Raw genomic sequence first — 20,780 nt, forward strand, 5'->3', positions numbered from 1 at the left:
CGTGAGAGCCGGATTCCGTCCACTGTCAGTGGCGAGGAGGAGACTTACCGTCATGAACGCACAGCTCCCGTTCCACGTGCCGGCGGGGCGCGCGGCCGAAGGGCCGTACGCCCTGGTCATCGATCCCGAGAAGGCCGGCTGGCACTACTCCTGCCTCCGCGTCCTGGACCTGCCGCCCGGCGGCCGGCACTCCCTGGCCACCGGCGGCGCCGAGTGGATCGTGCTGCCGCTCTCCGGCGGCTGCACGGTCCGCACGGACGACGGCGCCGCCTTCGAACTGGCCGGCCGGGAGAGCGTGTTCAGCGGGGTCACGGACTTCGCGTACGTGCCGCGCGATGTGCGCGTACGGATCACCAGTGGCAGCGGCGGGCGGTTCGCGCTGGCCGGTGCCCGCTGCGAGCGCCGCCTTCCCGCGCGGTACGGCCCGGCGAGCGGGGTCCCCGTGGAACTGCGCGGTACGGGCACCTGCTCGCGCCAGGTCAACAACTTCGCCGCGGCCGGGGCCTTCGCGTGCGACCGGCTCATCGCGGTCGAGGTGCTCACCCCCGGCGGCAACTGGTCCTCCTACCCGCCGCACAAACACGACGAGTGCCGCCCCGGCGAGGAATCCGAGCTGGAGGAGATCTACTACTTCGAGATCGCTCCCGCGCGGGGTGCGGAGCCAAGCGCGGAGCGAGGTACGGAGCAAAGTACGGAGCGAGGTCCGGCGCGGAGCACGGAACGAGGTACGGAAGGGTTCGGCTACCAGCGCGTCTCCCCGTCCGGGCACGGCCGCGGCACCGATGTGCTCGCCGAGGTCCGCGGCGGCGACGCCGTCCTGATTCCCGACGGCTGGCACGGCCCCTCCATTGCCGCCCCGGGCCACGACATGTACTACCTCAACGTGATGGCCGGCCCGGGCCCGGAACGGGAGTGGCTGATCCGCGACCACCCCGACCACGGCTGGATCCGCTCGACCTGGCCCGGCCAACCGGTCGACCCCCGCCTTCCTCTCTACCGAGCCCCCGCAGGAGACGCACGATGAGCGCCCCGACACCTCGTACGGGCAAGGGCCCCGCGACCGACGCCCAAGAGGCCGACGCCCACAAGACCGACATCCGCGAGACCGAAGCCCACACCACGGACGCCACGGACACCAGGGACACCCCCGACGCCCCCGCGACCCGCCGGCTGACCGTCGCCCAGGCCCTGGTGGAGTTCCTGGCCCGCCAGTACACCGAGCGGGACGGCGAGCGGCACCGCCTGATCGACGCCTGCTGGGGCATCTTCGGACACGGCAACGTGGCCGGCATCGGCCAGGCGCTCCTGGAGTCCCGGGGCGCGCTGCGCTACCTCCAGGGCCGCAACGAACAGGCCATGGTGCACGCCGCCGTCGGCTACGCCCGCCAGTGCGACCGGCTCTCCGCCCACGCGGTGACCACCTCCATCGGCCCCGGTGCCACCAACCTGGTCACCGGCGCCGCGCTGGCCACCGTCAACCGCATCCCCGTGCTGCTGCTGCCCGGCGACATCTTCGCCACCCGCCCCGCCGATCCCGTACTCCAGCAGCTCGAAGTCCCCTGTGCGGGCGATGTGTCGGTCAACGACACGCTGCGGCCGGTCTCCCGCTACTTCGACCGGATCACCCGCCCCGAGGCGCTGATCCCGGCCGCCCTCCAGGCGATGCGGGTGCTCGCCGACCCCGCCGAGACCGGCGCCGTCACCCTGGCCCTGCCCCAGGACGTCCAGGCCGAGGCGCACGACTGGCCGCGGGAGTTCTTCGCCGACCGCGTGTGGCGGGTGCCGCGCCCGGCGCCGGACGTCCGTGCCCTTGCCGACGCCGTACGGACCGTACGATCCGCCCGCCGCCCCCTGATCATCGCGGGCGGCGGCATCCACCACAGCCGCGCCGAAGAGGCCCTGCGCGCCTTCGCCGACACCACCGGCATCCCCGTCGCCTCCACCCAGGCCGGCAAGGGCTCACTGCGCCACGACCACCCCGCCGACGTGGGCGGCATCGGCCACACCGGCACCGCCACGGCCGACGCGCTGGCCCGCCGGGCCGACCTCGTCATCGGCGTCGGCACCCGCCACACCGACTTCACCACCGCCTCCGCGACCCTCTTCGCAGCCCCCGGCGTCCGCTTCCTCAACCTCAACATCACCTCCTTCGACGCCCACAAACTCGCCGCGACCCCCCTGGTCGCCGACGCCCGCACCGGCCTGGAAGCGCTGACCCGCGCGCTGTCCGGGTACCGCGTCCCGGCGGCGTACGAGGAGGAGTACCGCGCCGCCAAGGCCCGTTGGGAGGCGCGCGTGGACGCCGCGTACGCCGCCGCGGACGACTCCGTACGCCCCTCGCAGTCACAGGTGCTGGGCGCCCTGGACGCCGTCGTCGACGACACGGACGTGGTGATCAACGCGGCCGGTTCGCTCCCCGGCGACCTGCACAAACTCTGGCGTGCCCGCTCCCGCCGCCAGTACCACCTGGAATACGGCTACTCCTGTATGGGGTACGAGATCCCGGCCGCGATCGGGGTCCGGCTGGCCGCCCCCGACCGGCCCGTGTGGGCGCTGGTCGGCGACGGTACGTACCTGATGATGCCGACCGAGATCGTCACCGCCGTCCAGGAAGGCGTCAACATCAACGTCGTCCTGATCCAGAACCACGGGTACGCCTCCATCGGCGGGCTCTCGCAGGAGACCGGCGGCGAGCGCTTCGGTACGGCGTACCGCTTCCGCGCCCCCGACGGCACGTACACCGGCGACCCGCTGCCCGTGGACCTGGCCGCCAACGCCGCCTCCCTGGGACTGCACGTCATCCGCGCCGCCACCGTCCGCGAACTGCGGGCGGCGCTGCGCGAGGCACGTGCCTCGGACCGGCCCGCATGTGTCTATATCGAGACCGAAACGGCTGACACAGTGCCGGGCGCGCCCGGGCCCCAGGCCTGGTGGGATGTGCCTGTCGCCGAGGTCGCCACCCGCCCGGCGGCGATCGGTGCCCGCAAGGAGTACGACCGCCGAGCCGCCGCCCGCCGCCGCCACCTGTGACCTGACGCGACCTGACTCGACCTGACCCGCCCGAGCCGCCGCACCCCACCCGTACCCCTCCCGTACCGCTCAGGAAGGCCGTCCCATGAAGACCATCAACCACTGGATCGGCGGAAAGCCCGTCGAGGGTGTCTCCGGCCACCACGGCCCGGTCTACGATCCGGCGACCGGAGCGCAGACCAAGCAGGTCGCCCTGGCCTCGGCCGCGGAGGCCGACGCGGCGGTGGCCGCCGCCAAGGAGGCGTACGCGACCTGGGGCACCAGCTCCCTGGCCACCCGTACGGCCATCCTGTTCAGGTACCGCGAGCTGATCGACGCCCACCGCGAGGAGATCGCCGCGCTGATCACCGCCGAACACGGCAAGGTGCACGCCGACGCGCTCGGCGAGGTGGCCCGCGGCCTGGAGATCGTCGAGCTGGCCTGCGGCATCCCGCAGCAGCTCAAGGGCGAGCTGTCCACCCAGGTCTCCACCCGCGTCGATGTCGCCGCCATCCGCCAGCCACTGGGCGTCGTCGCCGGCATCACCCCCTTCAACTTCCCCGCCATGGTGCCCTTGTGGATGTTCCCCATGGCCATCGCCTGCGGCAACACCTTCGTCCTCAAGCCGAGTGAGAAGGTGCCCTCCGCGGCCCTCAGGCTCGCCGAACTGGCCGCCGAGGCGGGCCTGCCGGACGGTGTCCTGAACATCGTCAACGGCGAGCGGGAAGCCGTCGACCGCATCCTGGCCCACCCGGACGTCGCCGCCGTCTCCTTCGTCGGCTCCACCCCCATCGCCCGCCACGTCCACACCACCGGCACCGCCAACGGCAAGCGCGTGCAGGCCCTGGGCGGCGCCAAGAACCACATGCTGGTCCTCCCGGACGCCGACCTCGACCTGGCCGCGGACTCGGCGATCAACGCCGCGTACGGCTCGGCCGGTGAGCGCTGCATGGCCATCTCCGTCGTGGTGGCCGTGGGCGCCACCGCCGACCCCCTCATCGAGAAGATCAAGGAGCGCGCCGCCGCCCTGAGAATCGGCCCCGGCCAGGATCCGGCTTCCGAGATGGGCCCGCTCATCACCAAGGCCCACCGCGACAAGGTCGCCTCGTACGTCACCGGCGCCGCCGCCCAGGGCGCCGACGTCGTCATCGACGGCACCGGCCACACCGTCCCCGGCCACGAGAACGGCCACTGGATCGGCGTCTCCCTCCTGGACCACGTCACCCCGGACATGGACGCCTACCGCGAAGAGATCTTCGGCCCGGTCCTGTCCGTCGTCCGCGTCGACACCTACGACGACGCCATCGCCCTGATGAACGCCTCCCCCTGGGGCAACGGCACCGCGATCTTCACCCGCGACGGCGGCGCCGCCCGCCGCTTCCAACTGGAGGCCGAGGCGGGCATGGTGGGCATCAACGTCCCCATCCCGGTCCCCGTCGGCTACCACTCCTTCGGCGGCTGGAAGGACTCCCTCTTCGGCGACCACCACATCTACGGCAACGACGGCGTGCACTTCTACACCCGAGGCAAGGTCATCACCACCCGCTGGCCCGACCCCGCCGACAGCGGCATCAACCTCGGCTTCCCCCGCAACCACTGATCCCCACCGCGCAAGCGGTCCCGCATCAGGGTCCAGGACACGCTGTCCGCGCAACCGTCGGGTCCGGCGTGCCCGGCCTCTCCGTTTTCCGCGGCTCCATGTACCGGCAATCGGGAGGCGGCTGGGGGCGTACTTAGGATTCAGGGCATGGATCTGCGATTGCGCGGGCGGCGGTTGTATGCGACGGCTGCCGCTCTGGCCGTACTCATAGGCGGTGGTACGTGGGTGGCCACCGCCTCGGACGGTGCGCCCGCCGTGCGCCAGGAGGACCGGGTGCTGACCATGCCGCAGGCCCCGGAAAGCGGGGTGGACGGGGGCGGTAAGGGAGGGGTGCGGATCGACACGTCGTTCTTCACCGCCGAGGACGGGCGGAGGCGGCGTCCCGCCGTACTGCTGGGCCATGGCTTCGGCGGCAGCAAGGACGAGGTACGGGCCCAGGCGCAGCAGTTGGCGCGGGACGGCTACGCGGTGCTGACCTGGTCGGCACGCGGGTTCGGCAAGTCGGGCGGGAAGATCGGGCTCAACGACCCGAAGGCGGAGGTCGCCGACGTCAGCCGGCTGATCGACTGGCTGGCGAAGCGGCCCGAGGTACGGCTCGACAAGGCCGGCGACCCGCGCGTCGGCGTCGCCGGGGCCTCGTACGGGGGCGCGGTCTCGCTGCTGGCGGCCGGGTACGACCAGCGGGTCGACGCCATCGCGCCGCAGATCACGTACTGGAATCTCGCCGACGCGCTGGTACCCAACGGCGTCTTCAAGAAGCTGTGGGCAGGGGTGTTCTTCACGACCGGAGCGGCCGGGTTCGGTACGGAGACGGACCCGGACAAGAAGCCGGAGGAAGGCAGGGGAGAGGAAGGCAGGGGGACGGGGACCGGGGCCGGCGGAGGGGCTTCGGTGGGTGAGGGGCGTACAGGAAGGGACGGCGACAGGCGGCCGACGGCGCGGGACGGCGGCTGCGGGCGGTTCGAGCGGCAGTTGTGCGAGATGTACGAGCGGATCGCCGTCGCGGGCAAGCCGGACGACGCGGCCCGCGCGCTGCTCCAGGAGCGCAGCCCGTCCGCCGTCGGCGACCGGATCAAGGTGCCGACGCTGATCATCCAGGGCCAGGCCGACTCGCTGTTCACCCTCGGCCAGGCCGATGCCATGGCCAAGGCCATCAAGAAGAACGGCGCGCCGGTCGCCGTCGACTGGATCGCGGGCGGCCACGACGGCGGTGATCACGAGACCGCGCGCGTCGAGGCCCGTACGAAGGCGTGGTTCGACCGTTATCTGAAGGGTGAGCAAGGCGCCGACACCGGGCCGGCCTTCCGCGTCAGCCGTACCGGGGGAGTGGACTCCACCAACGGCTCGGCCCGGCTGCGCGGCGCGAGCGGCGAGAGCTACCCCGGGCTGGACGGTGATCCACGCACGGTACGGCTGACCGGCCGCGAGCAGACCATCGCCAACCCGGCCGGCGCCAACCCGCCCTCGGTCTCCGGCGTGCCGGGCATCGGCGGTATCGCCGGACTCAGCCGCCTGACCGGCCTGGGCGTGGGCCTCTCCCTCGACGTCCCCGGCCAGTTCGCGCGCTTCGACTCCGCGCCGCTGACTTCGTCCGTACGGGCCACGGGTGAGCCGAGGACACGCGTACACGTGAAGGCCGACGGACGGGGCGCGGGCCGGAGTACGGACGCGGTGATCTTCGCCAAGGTGTACGACGTCGGGCCGGACGGGCGGCAGCAGCGGCTGCCCGCGCAGCTCGTGGCGCCGTACCGGATCACCGGTGCCGACGGGGAGAAGGGCCGGACGGTCGAGCTGCGGCTGCCCGCCATCGATCATGAATTCCTGGCGGGGCACCGGATGCGGCTGGTCCTGTCCGCGACGGACCTGGCGTACGCCTCGCCGGCCGAGCCCGCCACGTACACCGTCTCGCTCGCCGGGGGCGGGTCTGCGGCTGGAGGGTCCGCGGCTGACGGGTCCGCGGCCGGTGACGACGGCCGTGCGGCCACCACCGGTGTCCTGAGCGTGCCGACCGCGCCCGGCGTACGCAGCGCCGCGGCCCCGCTCCCCGCGTGGACCTGGGGCCTGCCGGTGGCCGGTGCCGTCCTTGCCGCGCTGCTGCTGCTCGTCGGCCGGCGCCGGGCCGCGGCCGGCGCACCCGATCCGTCCCTGGCCGAAGTGCCGCTCCAGATCACGGGCCTGAGCAAGCGGTACGCGAAGTCCGCCGACCGGTACGCCGTACGGGGGCTGTCCTTCCGCGTCGAGAAGGGCCAGGTGCTCGGCCTCCTCGGCCCCAACGGCGCGGGCAAGACCACCACCCTGCGCATGCTGATGGGCCTGATCAAGCCGGACGACGGCGAGATCCGGGTCTTCGGGCACGCGATCCGGCCCGGCGCGCCGGTGCTCTCGCGGGTCGGCTCCTTCGTCGAGGGCGCCGGTTTCCTGCCGCACCTCTCCGGCCGGGCCAACCTCGACCTCTACTGGCAGGCCACCGGCCGTCCGGCACAGGACGCGCACATGGAGGAGGCGCTGGAGATCGCCGGGCTGGGCGACGCGCTCCAGCGCGCCGTGCGCACGTACTCCCAGGGCATGCGGCAGCGGCTGGCCATCGCCCAGGCCATGCTCGGCCTCCCGGACCTGCTGATCCTGGACGAGCCGACCAACGGGCTGGACCCGCCGCAGATCCGCGAGATGCGGGACGTGATGATCCGCTACGCGGCCACCGGCCGCACCGTCATCGTCTCCAGCCATCTGTTGTCCGAAGTTGAGCGGAGCTGTACGCATCTGGTCGTCATGGACCGCGGACAGCTCGTCCAGGCAGGTCCCGTCGCCGAGATCACCGGCTCCGGCGACACCCTGCTCGTCGGCGTCGCACCGTCCGCCGTACCGGTGTCCGACGCGGTGGTGGACAAGGTCGGCGCGCTGCCGGGCGTCACCTCGGCCGTACGGGCCGAGGCGGGCCTGCTCGTACGGCTGGACGGCTCGATCGCCGCCTCCGCACTGCTCGTCGAACTGATCCGGTTGGAGATCCCGGTGGAACGCATCGGTCCGCACCGCCGTCTTGAGGACGCCTTCCTCACGTTGATAGGAGGCACACGATGAGCGCGAGCCGATCGTCGGCTGCCGGGCCGGACGCGGCGTCGGCTGCCGCGTCGGATGCTGAGCCGACTGCCGCATCGACTGCCGCGTCGGCTGCCGCATCGGATGCTCCGGCGGCGGTGCGCGAGAAGACCCCACCGCCCTCCTCACCGCCCTCCGCGCCCGGTTACCACGCGCGCCGCACCCTCCCGCTGCGGGTGGAGGCGCTGCGCCAGCTCAAGCGGCGCCGTACGTTCGTCGTCGCCGCGGTCCTGACGGCACTGCCGCTCGTCCTGATCGCCGCCTTCGCGATCGGCGGCGACCCCGGCAGGCGCAACAGCCGGGTCAACCTCATGGACACCGCCACCGTCTCGGCGGCCAACTTCACCGCGACCACCCTGTTCGTGTCGGCGGGATTCCTGCTCGTCATCCCGGTGGCCCTCTTCTGCGGCGACACGGTGGCCTCGGAGGCCGGCTGGTCCTCGTTGCGCTACCTCCTCGCGGCACCCGTACCACGCGCCCGTCTGCTCCTGAGCAAACTCACCGTGGCACTGCTCTTCAGCGCGGCGGCGATGGTGCTGCTGCCACTGGTCGCGCTGGCCACCGGCTCGGCCGCGTACGGATGGGGGGCACTCCAACTGCCCACCGGGGGCACGCTGCCCGCGGGCCAGGCCCTGCCGCGCCTCGCGCTGGTGGTCGCGTACATCTTCGTCAGCCAGCTCGTCACCGCCGGCCTGGCGTTCTGGCTGTCCACGGTCACCGACGCGCCGCTGGGCGCGGTCGGCGGCGCGGTCGGGCTGACCATCGTCGGCAATGTCCTGGACCAGGTCACCGCCCTGGAGCACTGGCGGGACTTCCTGCCGGCGCACTGGCAGTTCGCCTGGGCGGACGCCCTCCAGCCACAGCTCGACTGGTCCGGCATGCTCCAGGGCGCGGCGGTCTCGGTCGCGTACGCGGTGGTGCTGTTCGCCGCGGCCTTCAGGGGCTTCGAGCGGAAGGACGTGGTGTCCTAGACAACGACGTGGGTCCTGGATCCCTGAAAGAGGCCCGGTTCCGGCTCAGGTCTGCGGGCGCGGCGGATCACAGCCCGCAGACCTGAGCCACCGCGGCCGGATCCCAGTAGAAGGGCCGTACCTCACGGATGCGGCCCTTCCGTACGGTCATCAACTGCACGATCGTCGTCTCCAGCGCCCGCCCCGTCGCGCGCGAGACGAATCGCACCCGGCTGATCACCACCACCTCCGGCCCGGACACCAGTTGTCGCTGCTCCAGGAATTCCATCGAGTGCCACAGCTCGCCCATGACGGCCATGAACTGTTCCATGCCCTCCGGGCCGCGCCAGTCGCCCGCGTACGGCAGGCCGGGCGCCTGCCGGAGGACCACATCCGGGTCCAGGCACGCGGCCATGCCCGCGAAGTCGGCCCGTCAGAAGCGCCCTAGGCGCGCTCCGCCTCGTAGAAACGCTCCAGGGTGGCTTGTACGGCTGCGGTGCTCCCGTCCGCCGGCTTGTCGAGCGGCGTTGTGGTGGATGTCGTTACGTATGAGGTCGTGGGTGTCGTCATGGCATCAGCCAACCTGGAGGACGTGCACCGGACCGGCGGATTTCTGCCGTCGAACCCACGGGCCCATCCGCGCAACCATGCGGCGTCTCCAGATGTCTCCGACAATGAAGACCGGAAAATACGCGCATGACCGGAAGTCGAGGACATCTCATGATCCGCACCTCTTCGCGCGCCTCTTCGGGCGCCACGTCGCGCACCACTTCTCATACCGTCGTTGCCGCCGCGTCCGCCGCCGTACTCGGCCTCACCCTGGCCGCCACCGCGTCCGTACCGGCGTCCGCACAGTCATCGCAGACGCAGACGCAGACGCAGACGCAGCCCCAGGCCCCGTCCGGGATACGGCACCAGCAGACCGACCGCACCGACCCGAACGGCCGCTACACCGCCAAGGAGATCCACCGCTTCCTGGTGAACTTCTACGGTGAGCACGGTCCCACCCCCTGGAAGCGCGCCCACCAGGTCGCGCCCGAGCTCCAGAAGAAGGCCGCGAACACCCCCGACTACGACCTGCTGCTGTGTGCGCAGAACGAGCCGCGGGGCATCTCGGTCGGCAAGGTGACCACCGCGCAGTCGGCCCGGGTCGGCTGGGCGACGGTCACCACGCGCTGGGCCGCGGGCGCCGATCGGCACTTCACGGCGTACGTGGACCTGGACGGCAAGCAGCCGCTCAAGCTCCTGGACGTCTCCTGCTCGGCGTGACTCCCCGTACGACCCGTACGACCCGTCCGTCGTCCATACGTCCCCGTCCGTACGTCCCCGTTCGCCGTCCGTCGTCCGTCGTCCGTCGTCCGTACGACTCAAGCCGCCGGCCCCTGCATGTGCGCGCTGACCCACTGGATGGTGCCCAGCCCCATCCCCTCCACATAGGTGTGCGCGCTGTGCGTGCCACCAGGGACGAGCTGGAGCCGGGTCCGTACCGGCCCCCGCCCGTACCGGGCGAGGAACTTCCTGACCTTGGGCAGGACCGTCCCCTCGCCCGTACCGTCCTGGAAGGCGAGGTAGACCTCGGGCCCGCCCTTCCTGATCAGCCGCTGCGCCAGTACCTCCGGATTGTTTTCCCGCTGCTGACGGGCGTGGCCGTTCCACAGCGGCGAGTCGGGCACGATATCGGGCCCGTTGGGAATGGCGACCGCGAACTTGTCGGGGTATTGGAGGGCGTTCTTCAGCGATACGAAGCCGCCCGACGAAGACCCCATCATGGCCCAGCCCTTCCGGGTGTTCAGGGTGCGGAAATTCGCGCGTACGAGATCCGGTACGTCCTGGCTGAGCCACGTACCGATCTTCGGCTGACCAGGGATGTCGCTGCCGTCGTAATACTGCCTGGCATCCGGGTTCAGCACCGGCATGACGACGATGAAGGGCAGGCTCTTGCCCTCCTTCGACCACCGGGCGAGGTTCTCCTCCAACTTCAGGTCGGCGCCGATCCAGTAATTGACGGGATATCCGGGGCCGCCGGGCAGCGCCACCATCACGGGAAAGCCCTTGTCCGCGTTCCGCTTCTCGTAATACTCCGGCGGCGCCCACACCCACACCTTTCCGGTGAACCCCGACTTGGGGCCGCGGTAGGTGGTCACGCCGATGGGGGTGTTGCCGCCGGCGCCGCCGACCCTGCGCTGCTCCTTGAAGGAGATCGGGTGGGTGGGCATGAGCGCCAGCGACCGCTTGCCCGGCGGGGCGGCCTTGCGGGAGGCGGTCCCCGGGGAGTCGCCGAAACGTACGGGAGCCTTCGGGGCGTCCTCCGTGCTGCAGCCCGCCGTACAGGCGAGTGCGGCCAGAGCGATCAGTGATGCCACCCCACTGCGGATGTTCTTGCGCACGGGACCTCTCCTCGCCATCAGGCCGACCACCGACCGGCTGCCCAACAAGAGGGCACGGGGCCGCCCTCGGGTTTCTCTCTCCCCACCCCCAAGTGGCCCACACCGCCCACCCCGTTGCGGCCCCACCACCGTGACCTGCGCGGTTTACCCCAGGCAACAGTCACCTTTGCCATGATTTTCACGTGATTTTCCCGGTGAACATTCCGAATGCTCCGGCGAATACCCAAGAGCGTGCATTCCGGGACAACGAGCTATGAACCGTATTCTCTCGGTATGACCTGGTCGCGAGCGCTCAAGCAAACCGCCCGCTCCGGGCTGACCATCGAGCGCGCCAAGCTCACCCCGCTCATCGCCGTCCGCGGCTCCGCCGGCGTCGCCGTCGTCATCGGCCTGTGCCTGTGGCTCGGCGACCCGGCCCTCGCCGTCTCCTCCGCCTTCGGCGCCTTCTCTGCCGGCATCGCCACCTTCCAGCGGAGCTGGCGACCGCGCCCGGTCCTGGCGCTGGCCGTCGCCGGCGGTCTTGCGGTCTCCACCTTCCTCGGCTATCTGGCCGCCGCGCACTTCGTCGGCTTCCTGGCCCTGCTCACCGTATGGACGTTCCTGGCGGGCATGGCCTGGGCCGTCGGACCGGTCTCCGGACTGGTCGGTACGCAGACCGTCGCCGTCATGCTCGTCACCGTCACCCTGCCGACCTCCCTGCTCGGCGCGCTGGAGCACGCCGCGATCATCGCCTTCGGCGGTCTGGTGCAGGCCACGCTCATCGTCGTCTTCCCCGTACGGCCCTGGGGAGCGCAGCGCGACGCGCTCGCCGACGCGCTGGCGGCGGAGGCGGACTACGCGCGCCGGCTGCGGCACGACCCGGTGGCCCCCTTCGACCCGCAGCCCCTGATGGACGCCCGGCTCGCCTCCGCGGTGACCCCGCGTCAGGCGAAACGGCGCCCGGTCCAGCTCCACGGTCCGCGCGGACTCGCCGAGCAGGTCAGGCCCGTACTGGCCGCGCTGGCCGACCCGGTCGTCGGCGTGCCGCCGGAAGGTCCCGAGCGGGACCGCGTACGGGAACTGCTCGGCGCCGCCGGCACCGTACTGGACGCCGTGGCACACGCTATCCGGCACGCCGGACCCGTCCGGCTGCCCCCCGAGGCGATGGCCGTCCTCGAAGTCTTCGAGAAGGGGCCGACGCTCAGCGGCGCGGCCCGCCGCTCGGCGCTGCGCCTGATCTCCCTCCTGGCCGACGCCGTCGAACTCACCGACGAGCCGGTCCAGGCCACCCGCCCCACCACAAAGGCCGAACGCGGGCACCTGCTACGGCCCTCGGTACCCAGGCTGATCCCCGTGGCGCTGCGCTCCCTGCGCCGCGAGGCCCGCTGGTCCTCACGCATCCTCCGGCACGCGCTGCGGGTCAGCGCGGTCGCCGCCACGGGCTACCTGATCGGCCACGCACTCCCCTTGGGACACGGCTACTGGGCGCCGCTGGCCTCCGTCATGATCATGCGCCCCGACTTCGGGCAGACGTACTCGCGCGGCGTCGCCCGCTTCATCGGCACCCTGGCCGGGGTCGCGGTCGGCGGCACGGTGACGGCCCTGACGCATCCGCACCCCTACGTCTGCGCCGCGCTGGCCGTCTGCTGCGTCCTGCTGATGTACCTGCTGCTGCGTACGGGCGTCTCGGTGACCTCCGCCGTCGTGGCCGCGTACGTCGTCTTCCTGCTCGGCATCGCCGGCGCCGGCTGGGAACAGACCGTCCAGGAACGCGTGGTCCTGACCCTCCTCGGCGGGCTGCTCGCCATGCTCTCCTACGCCCTCTTCCCCGCCTGGGAGACGCCCCGGCTGCGCGAGCGCCTGGCCCAGTGGCTGGAGGCCAACGGCCGCTACGCCCTTGCCGTCTTCGACGCCTGCGCCAGGCCCGCCGACCGCCGCCCCCGCCAGGTCCGCGAAGCGCTGCTGGACGCCCGCGCGGCCCGCGCCGCCTGGGAGGAGAGCGAGTCGCGCGCCGAGAAGGAACCGGTACGGCACCGCGGGCTCTCTTTGCGTGCCGCCGCGGCGGCTCAGTCCGCGCTGTCCGCCATGGGGCGGGTGACGATGCTCCTGGAGGCCCATCTGCCCGAACGGGACGCGGCGCCCTCTCCGGGGGCCGAGGTGTTCGTGGCCGAGCTGCGCCGCTCGCTGGAGGATGCCGCCCAGGCCGTACGGGAACGGCGCGACCTGGACTGGAGCGCGCTGCGTGCCGCGTGGGAGACGTGGCGGGGGTGGCGCGAGGGCTTCGATGAGCTTGGTGGGGTCGGGAGCTCTGGGGACTCCGGTGGTTCTGGCGAGACCGGTGGTCCTGTCGGGTCCGGTGGTTCTGGCGGGAGTAGTGCTTCTGACGGGAGCAGTGGCTCCGACGGTGTCGCGCTGCGGGCCGCGGACCTCCTCATCGACGCACTGGAGGACCTGGCCGAGGCGCTGTCCCGCGGTCCGGGAGGCCGCAACCGCGCGACACGTACGGGGAGCGACGGCGCGGGGCGGCGCGGTGGCGGGGGGAGCGGCGGCGGAGGCGGCAGTGGTCCCGATGGCGATCCCGGGGATAATGGTCACGACGGCCAGGGCGCGTCACGTACCGAGCGCTGAGCCCGGGCCCGCGGGCGCGGGCCGCCGACCGGACGGGTCCGCCCAGCGTCAGGTCTCGGCCCGCCACGTCTCGGCCCCGACGGGCGGGTGGGCGGCGAGTCGGCTGACGGGCCGGCCGACGACCCGGCCGGACTCGGCGGAACCGTTTGGCCCCGCCTGTAGTCTTGGTAATTGCCCCCAATTGACGCCCTTGGCAAGCCATTGGTGCCGTCTGGGCCGCGATGTCCGAGGGTCCTTCCCCGGGAGGACCTGTCGTCCAGTCGAGAGAGAGCAAGCGAACTCCCCATGGCGTCCAGCACTTCGTCCGGAACGTACGACATAGGCATCGACCTCGGCACCGCCAACACCCTGGTGTACGCACGCGGCAAGGGCGTCGTGCTCAACGAGCCGTCGGTCGTCGCCGTCGATGCGACGGGCGCGGTGATCGCGGTCGGCGCGGAGGCCAAACGGACCATCGGCCGTACGCCTTCCGGCATCACCGCGATGCGTCCCCTCAGGGAGGGCGTCATCGCCGACTTCGACGCCGCCGAGCAGATGCTGCGCGCCCTGATGAAGAAGGCCCTGCCCACCCGCCGCTTCTCCAGGCCGCGCGTCGTCATATGTGTGCCTTCCGGGATCACCGGCGTCGAACGGCGCGCGGTCATCGACTCCGCCAGGGGAGCCGGCGCCCGCGAAGTGCACTTGATCGAGGAACCGATGGCGGCGGCGATCGGCGCCGGACTGCCGGTCGCCGAGCCGGTCGGCTGCATGGTGGTGGACATCGGCGGCGGTACGACCGAGGTCGCCGTCATCTCCATGGGCGGCATCGTCACCGCACAGTCCGTACGGGTCGCGGGCGACGCGCTGGACGCCGCGATCGGCTCGTACGTGAAGAAGAAGCACTCCATGGCCATCGGGGAGCGCACCGCCGAGGAAATCAAGATCGCGATCGGCTCCGCGGCCTGGACCCCGGTCGGCGTCGACGAGGAGGGCGAACCCGACCGCCCCTCCTCCTTCACCGTACGGGGGCGTGACCACGTCAGCGGACTGCCGCGGGTCCAGGAGATCACCGAGGAGGAGATCCGCCAGGCGCTGGCCGAACCGGTGGACGCGATCGTGCAGGCCGTCCACCGCACCCTGGACGAGTGCCCGCCCGAGCTGTCCGGCGACATCATCGAACAGGGCATAGCGCTCACCGGTGGCGGCGCGCTGCTGCGCGGCCTCGGCCAGCGGCTGCGGCAGGAGATGGGCGTGCCGGTGGTGGTCGCGGACGAGCCGCTGGACTGCGTGGTCAACGGGACGGGCAAGTGCGTGGAGGAGTTCGCCACACTTCGGGGGCTGTTGGCCGGCGCCAAGGAACAGCCGCGCAGGACCGTACAGAGGGTCTGACGAGCCCCGGCGCCGGCGCCGACACCGCGCCCGGCGCCGGTTCCTGCCCACCCTTCCGGACCCTGCCGGACCCTTCCGGCCTCGGTTCCTGCCCCACTCCGTCCGGCCCCGGCTCCGTTTCCGCCCGTTCGCGATGCTCCGTAACAGGACCTGCGCCTTCTACGAACGCAGCCGTCGGCCTCGGTCACCTGACCTGCGGGTCCGCAAGGAGGACGACACTTCAACAGATCCACGCCGTCGAGCACGAACTCGATCGCGGGGGATCCCCGCACTCCTGCCATCCGTACGCGATCCCCTTACGCGATCTCCTTACGCGGACCCGGCAGCAGCCGCCCGCCGCCGCTCGATGAAGACCTCCAGCCCGTCAAGGATGCGCTCCAGGCCGAACTGCAGCGCCTGGTCACGTGAGGTGCCGGTCTCGGCGGACGCGACGGCGGCGGCGAGGGCGGGGTAGCGGTCGGAACGGCCGACGAGCAGCTCGTTCAGCGCCGCGCTCATGACCTCCTCGGCCCCTTGCGCCCGTGTGCTGCCCACGCCCATCGAGGCCGACACCTGAGTGAGGGTCCGGATGTGACCGCTCACGATGAGGACGGCGTCGAGCCGTTCGCCGCCGTTCAGTCCCGTGTCCGCGAGGGCGGCCAGCGCGCGCTCGGTCCAGCCGAGTTCGTTGGGGCCCATGACGCGCGGGCCCATGGTCGCGCTCAGGAGCCAGGGGTGGCGGCGGAATACGGCCAGGAGCTGAACGGCCCACTCCCGCAACGCGGCCCGCCAGCCGGTGTCCGGCCCGGTGCCCGACCCGGGGGCCGGTCCGGTGTCCGCACCAGTCTCTGCGCCGACCTGCCCGCCGCCCTCACCGCCGGCCGCGCCCGCCTCCAGGCTGGGCACCTCCAGGCTGGGCACCTCCAGGTTGGGCGGCTCGCCCATCGCCGTGTCGATCATCAGGGCGACCAGCTCCGACTTGCCCGGTACATACCGGTACAAAGACATCTTGGTGAACTCCAGTTCACCCGCGACCCGCTGCATGGACACCGCCGCGAGCCCGCCCAGGTCGGCGATGGCGATGGCGGTGCGGGTGATCCGGTCCAGGCTCAGAGCCGGCTTGGGGCCGCGGCTGGGGCGTTCCCGCCCGCCCCACAGCAACTCCACGCTGCCCGCCTGGTCCCCGAAAACGCTGATCTTCCTGTCTTCAGCCACTCCCGCATTTTAAAACTGTGTCCGTGGTATACAGATCAGTGTCCGCCGGATACAGTTTCTCTCGTCAAGCCAACACCCGACACCCGACGCAAGGAGCGCAAAATGCCCTCTACAACCACGCGCGCAACACGACTGGCCCCCTCACCCAGCCCACCCGTCCGTCCCACCCAACCCGGCCACCCCTCCACCACCCCCGCTCCCCGGTCCGGACGTCCCGCCGGTCCGAGCGTCCTCATCTCCGGGGCGAGCGTCGCCGGTCCGGCCCTGGCGTACTGGCTCAGGCGGTACGGCTACCGCCCCACCGTGGTCGAAGTGGCACCGGCCCTGCGCGACGGCGGCTTCGCGGTCGACTTCCGTGGGGCCGCGCATCTCACCGTGCTGGAGCGCATGGGGATCCTGGACCGGATCCGGCAGCACACCACCGGCGGCGGCAGCCCCATGACCTTCATAGACACTCAGGGACGCGAGCTGGCCTCGCTCCCCGCCGAGTTCGCGGCCGGCGAGCTGGAGATCCTCCGCTCCACCCTCTCCCGCCTCCTGTACGAGCACAGCGCGCAAGCCCCCACCCCGCACCACCGGCCCGGGTATACAACCGAGGCCACCCCACCCACCGAGTACGTCTTCGGTGACTCCATAACCTCCATGACCGAGACCGCGACCGGCGTAGAGGTCACCTTCGAACGGAGCGCCCCGCGCATCTTCGACCTGGTGATCGGCGCGGACGGCCTGCACTCCACCGTCCGCCGGCTGGCCTTCGGCCCCGAGGAGGATTTCGTCGGCCACCTCGGTTACTACGTCGCGGGCTGGGACCTGACCGCCGGCTCGGACATCAGCGACCGGTCGGTGGGCTATGGCGAGCCCGGCCGGATGGTCAGTGTGGGCCGGATGCCCCGACGCACCACCGAGGCGGGTTACCACGGGGAGGTCTTCGTCGTCTTCGCGTCCAAGAAGCTGGCGTACGACCGACGCGACCCGCAGGCACAGAAGCAGCTCATAGCCCAGGCGTACGCCGGAGCCGGCTGGAGAACGGCGGAGCTGATCGACACCTTGTGGGAGGCACAGAACCTCTACTTCGACTCCATCAGCCGGGTCGACATACCCACCTGGTCCAAGGGCCGCATCACCCTCCTCGGCGACGCCGCGTACGGGGCGACGCTCGGCGGGATGGGCACCGGCGCGGCGATCGTGGGCGCGTACGTACTCGCGGGCGAGCTGGCCGCCGCCGACGGCGACCACCGCCGCGCCTTCTCCCGCTACGAACAGCTCATGCGCCCCTACGTCACACAGTGCCAGCAGGGCGGCCAAGGCGTCGGCGAGTTCCTGGCCCCCCGCACCGCCGAAGGAATCGAGACGCGCAACCACATGCTGAACGACCCCGACCAACTGGCAGCCATGTTCCAACAGGGCCACGACATCTCAGCCGACATCACCCTGCCCCTCTATCCCTACCCCTCCCTGCACCCCACCCAGTAGCTGTCCCTTCAGGCGAGCCCCAGCGCGAATCCGGCGAATCCCGTGGCCAAGGCTCCCGCGGCGATCCGCTGTGCCCGGGTCACTCCGGTCCAAGGCGCCTCGAACCGGCGGGTGGCCCGCGCGATCACCACGAGGAGAACCGCGAACAGAGGCAGCCAGGGAAGCCGCGTCAGCATCCACGCGGGGAAGTCCGGCGCGGTGGTCAGCCCGTGCACCGTTCCCAGGAAGGCCGTAGGGACGGCAGCGGCGAGCATCGCGGTCTGGTGCCAGCAAAGAATCGTCATGGCAGAGCCGTTGACCGCCGAAACCGGAGCCCACAGAGCGGGTTTCCGCAACAGCGCCGCGATACGGTCCCGCAGCAGAATGGCCGCCCCGGACTGCGCGGCGGCCAGGGCGATGACCAAGAGCGACGGTGGATGGGAATTCGTACGGTCCTGCCCGGGGACCCCGACCATGCTCGCCGGGTAATGGAACACCAGCAACAGCACAACAAAGACCGCCGTCCCGCCCACGAACAGCAGCCAGGCCCCCCGCCGCCCGAGCCGCTTCTCGCCCCAGGAAACCCCCAACTGATAGGCGAACATCCACCCGGGAAACAGACTGATCAGCCCGACCCATTCAGGTACCGACGCGGCGAAAGGACCGTAACGCAGGAAGTCCACGACCGCGATGGTCGCCGCCAGCGGCGCCGCCGCCCACCCACCGAGCCGCCGGGAGGCCGCCACACAATAGGGAGTCAGCGCGGTCACCACGGCATACACGCACACGAACCACAACGGCTGCACGACCAGCGTCGCCCCGGTGCGCAACGTCACCAAAGGCACCCCGACCGCGTACAACAGCGGCGCCAGCAACGCCCAGACCGCCGTCACCCCCACCGCGGGCCGAATCAACCGGGCCAGCCGCCCCCGAATCCACGCCCCCGTCGACTCCCCCGCCCCTGCGCCCGCCGGTACGACTGCACCGAGGCAAAACCACCCACAAGGAAAAACAGGCCCAGCATCTGCAACACCCAGGTGATGGGCGCCAGAGGGGCAAAACTCGACAACGGACTCTCGTTGTGCAACGCGCCGTCCGCATCCCGCGCGAGCCCCCCGATAAGCCAGTGCCCGGTCGGCACGGCAAGCAACGCCAGCGCCCGCAAACCGTCAATAGCACGATCCCGCTGCCCCGGAGCAACATTTCCACCGCTACTGATGACACCTGACGGCAGCATTCTCGGCCGAAGTCGTTCAGGTAGACTCACGCGTTCGCTTTTCTCTTCGGAAGCGGCATGCCGACACCCCGCTCATCACCCGAGCAGAAGCCGGCAACTCGACCACTCAATGCTCAGCCGAAGCGAAAAATCCCACAGTAAGGCCAGCGCCCCAACCATGGTGGTGCTGACTGCACTTCCCCCCAGGGGGCCACCCCCCGCTCCCACGGGGGCCTGCCGCAGTGACATGCAGCACCACCCGGCCACGCTCCATACGCACAAGGACCCACATCGGACCCGGAGCAAGACACCGAAGCGGGCGCGGCTGCCACTCGGCCGCTGGTCTCTACGGGGTGCGGGGCTCCAGGCGGTAGGTGAAAGCGGCAGTGCCGGGGTCGAGGGCTGTTGCGCCGCCGTCGACGGTCAGTACCGCGCCGTTGACGAAGGACGCGGCGGGGGAGAGCAGCCAGGTGATCGCCTCGGCGACCTCCCGTGGGTCACCGGGGCGGCGCGCGGGAAGCAGTCGGGTCGCCTCGGTGTACGCGGCCTCGGTGCCACCGTCCCCGAGCCCCGCCTCCTCGGCGAAGCGCGCCATCCGGCGATCGGCCATATCAGTACGTACCCAGCTAGGGCACACCGTGTTGGCGCGCAGCCCCTGTGGTCCGTAGTCGACGGCCAGGGAGCGGCAGAGCTGGAGCAAGGCCGCCTTGGAGGTCGCGTACGCGGCATTGCCGACACCGTTGCGCAGCGCGGACACCGAGGCCACCGCGACGACCGAACCGCGCGACTTCAGCAAGTGCGGCAGCGCGGCGCGCAGGAGCAGGAAGGGACCGGTGAGGTTGACGCGCATCACGGCCTCCCAGTCCTCGTCCGACAGCTCGCCCACGGTGCCGCTGCGCCCGATGCCCGCATTGAGTACGAGGCCGTCCAGGCGGCCATACGTGGCGACGGCGGTATCCACCAGGTCGCGTACCGCATCGGGATCACCGATGTCGGAAGGATGGGCCAGGGCGCCGGTCTCCTCGGCTATATGGTGCAGCGGCTCCGGCCGCCGACCGGAGACCACCACCTGATGGCCCGCTTCCCGCAGCAGCCGGGCGGTGGCGGCACCGATTCCCGTTCCGCCGCCGGTGACGATGACTGCTTGTTGTTCAGACATGGGTCCTCAACCTCCGAGACGACCGGATGCGAGCTGTGTGATCAGACGTATATACCCAGGGATGTCGGCCGCACCCGATCGACGCGACCCGCGCCCGGCCCGCGCGCCGACAGAGAGCGGAGCGAAGCGAGCGGCAGCCGACGCCCCGAGCCCGGGAGGGGGGTCCGCACCACGCCCATAGATCGTGTAGTGTTCTCCGAGTTGCCGCGGCGCCGACCGGCCCGGGGCAGCCACTCACGCCGCACCGGCGGCACACCACTACTGCACGGCCCCTGAACGGGATGAATTTCGGCATGCCGGAATTCGAAACCGGACTCGATTATGAGTCGCCAGGGAAATCCGCTAAAGTGGTGGACACGCCGGAAGGCGCGAAACACCCCCTCCGACAGGTAATCGGAACCGAATTCGAACCGGAAACGGAACGAAATGAGGATCTGCTAGAGTCGGAACCGCGGAAAAGCCGAAAGGCCGGACCGCACCGGCGGAAATCAGGCCCGGAAGGATCTGATAGAGTCGGAAACGCAAGACCGAAGGGAAGCGCCCGGAGGGCCCGGTGAAACGGGACCGAAGGAAGCGTCCGTTCCTTGAGAACTCAACAGCGTGCCAAAAGTCAACGCCAGATATGTTGATACCCCGTCCACCGGCTTCCGGCCGGAGGATGAGGTTCCTTTGAAAAGCCCACCGGCACCGATGGTGCGGGTGGCACACACAGCGAGGACGCTGTGAACGGGCGGCTTATTCC

14 protein-coding genes and 1 pseudogene are annotated in these 20,780 nt (G+C 71.1%); 9 read left to right on the forward strand and 6 right to left on the reverse strand.

All coding sequences use genetic code 11. The annotated features are described in order from the left end of the window. Positions 1-52 precede the first annotated feature (52 nt). The 5 genes from KGS77_RS23515 to KGS77_RS23535 all read left to right on the forward strand — a co-directional run bounded on the left by KGS77_RS23515 (position 53) and on the right by KGS77_RS23535 (position 8,676). A complete protein-coding gene (locus KGS77_RS23515; protein ID WP_242584983.1) occupies positions 53-1,024 on the forward strand; it encodes a 5-deoxy-glucuronate isomerase in 972 nt (323 codons plus the stop codon). Continuing rightward, entirely contained in the window at positions 1,021-3,030 is a 2,010-nt protein-coding gene (gene iolD / locus KGS77_RS23520; protein WP_242584984.1) for a 3D-(3,5/4)-trihydroxycyclohexane-1,2-dione acylhydrolase (decyclizing), read from the forward strand. Before KGS77_RS23515 ends, iolD begins: the two co-directional genes overlap by 4 nt. Positions 3,031-3,115: 85 nt before the next feature. Beyond that, complete coding sequence (locus tag KGS77_RS23525; protein ID WP_242584985.1) at positions 3,116-4,609, forward strand: CoA-acylating methylmalonate-semialdehyde dehydrogenase; 1,494 nt, start codon at positions 3,116-3,118, stop codon at positions 4,607-4,609. A gap of 147 nt (positions 4,610-4,756) precedes the next feature. Beyond that, complete coding sequence (locus KGS77_RS23530) at positions 4,757-7,687, forward strand: alpha/beta fold hydrolase (RefSeq protein WP_242584986.1); 2,931 nt, start codon at positions 4,757-4,759, stop codon at positions 7,685-7,687. 116 nt (positions 7,688-7,803) lie between these two features. Next, the gene (locus KGS77_RS23535; RefSeq protein WP_242584987.1) at positions 7,804-8,676 is read left to right on the forward strand and encodes an ABC transporter permease; all 873 of its coding nucleotides are present in this window, start codon (positions 7,804-7,806) and stop codon (positions 8,674-8,676) included. Between the two features lie 67 nt (positions 8,677-8,743). On the opposite strand, the gene KGS77_RS23540 is transcribed toward KGS77_RS23535, so the two are convergent. Further along, positions 8,744-9,070: a nuclear transport factor 2 family protein gene (locus KGS77_RS23540; RefSeq protein WP_242584988.1), complete on the reverse strand. Its 327-nt coding sequence runs from the start codon at positions 9,068-9,070 to the stop codon at positions 8,744-8,746. Positions 9,071-9,099: 29 nt separating this feature from the next. Further along, the gene (locus KGS77_RS34680; RefSeq protein ID WP_277994261.1) at positions 9,100-9,225 is read right to left on the reverse strand and encodes a hypothetical protein; all 126 of its coding nucleotides are present in this window, start codon (positions 9,223-9,225) and stop codon (positions 9,100-9,102) included. Between the two features lie 150 nt (positions 9,226-9,375). Between KGS77_RS34680 and KGS77_RS23545 the strand changes: the two genes are divergently transcribed. After that, positions 9,376-9,924, forward strand: a complete 549-nt coding sequence (locus tag KGS77_RS23545; protein WP_242587641.1) for a hypothetical protein — start codon at positions 9,376-9,378, stop codon at positions 9,922-9,924. 98 nt (positions 9,925-10,022) lie between these two features. On the opposite strand, the gene KGS77_RS23550 is transcribed toward KGS77_RS23545, so the two are convergent. Further along, positions 10,023-11,042 carry an alpha/beta hydrolase-fold protein gene (locus tag KGS77_RS23550; RefSeq protein ID WP_242584989.1) on the reverse strand — a complete coding sequence of 340 codons (1,020 nt, stop codon included), beginning with the start codon at positions 11,040-11,042 and terminating at the stop codon, positions 10,023-10,025. 273 nt (positions 11,043-11,315) lie between these two features. On the opposite strand from KGS77_RS23550, the gene KGS77_RS23555 reads away from it, so the two are divergent. Both KGS77_RS23555 and KGS77_RS23560 read left to right on the forward strand, forming a co-directional pair. Then, a complete protein-coding gene (locus KGS77_RS23555) occupies positions 11,316-13,649 on the forward strand; it encodes an FUSC family protein (protein WP_242584990.1) in 2,334 nt (777 codons plus the stop codon). A gap of 285 nt (positions 13,650-13,934) precedes the next feature. Continuing rightward, a complete protein-coding gene (locus KGS77_RS23560; protein WP_242584991.1) occupies positions 13,935-15,017 on the forward strand; it encodes a rod shape-determining protein in 1,083 nt (360 codons plus the stop codon). A gap of 309 nt (positions 15,018-15,326) precedes the next feature. Here the strand turns inward: KGS77_RS23560 and KGS77_RS23565 are convergent, their stop codons facing one another. Beyond that, positions 15,327-16,211 carry a TetR/AcrR family transcriptional regulator C-terminal domain-containing protein gene (locus tag KGS77_RS23565; protein WP_242584992.1) on the reverse strand — a complete coding sequence of 295 codons (885 nt, stop codon included), beginning with the start codon at positions 16,209-16,211 and terminating at the stop codon, positions 15,327-15,329. Positions 16,212-16,313: 102 nt separating this feature from the next. Here KGS77_RS23565 and KGS77_RS23570 point away from each other — a divergent pair, with 102 nt between their 5' ends. Then, positions 16,314-17,684, forward strand: coding sequence for an FAD-dependent monooxygenase (locus KGS77_RS23570; protein ID WP_242584993.1), 1,371 nt, complete (start codon positions 16,314-16,316; stop codon positions 17,682-17,684). Between the two features lie 8 nt (positions 17,685-17,692). Here the strand turns inward: KGS77_RS23570 and KGS77_RS23575 are convergent. Both KGS77_RS23575 and KGS77_RS23580 read right to left on the reverse strand, forming a co-directional pair. Then, positions 17,693-18,900: pseudogene (locus KGS77_RS23575) on the reverse strand (acyltransferase). 325 nt (positions 18,901-19,225) lie between these two features. Beyond that, complete coding sequence (locus KGS77_RS23580) at positions 19,226-20,038, reverse strand: SDR family oxidoreductase (RefSeq protein WP_242584994.1); 813 nt, start codon at positions 20,036-20,038, stop codon at positions 19,226-19,228. Positions 20,039-20,780: the final 742 nt, after the last annotated feature.

The organism is Streptomyces sp. MST-110588 (assembly GCF_022695595.1).
Classification (GTDB): Bacteria; Actinomycetota; Actinomycetes; order Streptomycetales; family Streptomycetaceae; genus Streptomyces.

Bases quoted from the DNA above. Each gene is read 5' to 3' on its own strand.
- KGS77_RS23545 (WP_242587641.1), top strand. From the start codon at position 9,376: ATGATCCGCACCTCTTCGCGCGCCTCTTCGGGCGCCACGTCGCGCACC.
- KGS77_RS34680 (WP_277994261.1), bottom strand. From the start codon at position 9,225: ATGACGACACCCACGACCTCATACGTAACGACATCCACCACAACGCCG.
- iolD (WP_242584984.1), top strand. From the start codon at position 1,021: ATGAGCGCCCCGACACCTCGTACGGGCAAGGGCCCCGCGACCGACGCC.
- KGS77_RS23515 (WP_242584983.1), top strand. From the start codon at position 53: ATGAACGCACAGCTCCCGTTCCACGTGCCGGCGGGGCGCGCGGCCGAA.
- KGS77_RS23525 (WP_242584985.1), top strand. From the start codon at position 3,116: ATGAAGACCATCAACCACTGGATCGGCGGAAAGCCCGTCGAGGGTGTC.
- KGS77_RS23560 (WP_242584991.1), top strand. From the start codon at position 13,935: ATGGCGTCCAGCACTTCGTCCGGAACGTACGACATAGGCATCGACCTC.
- KGS77_RS23530 (WP_242584986.1), top strand. From the start codon at position 4,757: ATGGATCTGCGATTGCGCGGGCGGCGGTTGTATGCGACGGCTGCCGCT.
- KGS77_RS23580 (WP_242584994.1), bottom strand. From the start codon at position 20,038: ATGTCTGAACAACAAGCAGTCATCGTCACCGGCGGCGGAACGGGAATC.
- KGS77_RS23540 (WP_242584988.1), bottom strand. From the start codon at position 9,070: ATGGCCGCGTGCCTGGACCCGGATGTGGTCCTCCGGCAGGCGCCCGGC.
- KGS77_RS23555 (WP_242584990.1), top strand. From the start codon at position 11,316: ATGACCTGGTCGCGAGCGCTCAAGCAAACCGCCCGCTCCGGGCTGACC.
- KGS77_RS23570 (WP_242584993.1), top strand. From the start codon at position 16,314: ATGCCCTCTACAACCACGCGCGCAACACGACTGGCCCCCTCACCCAGC.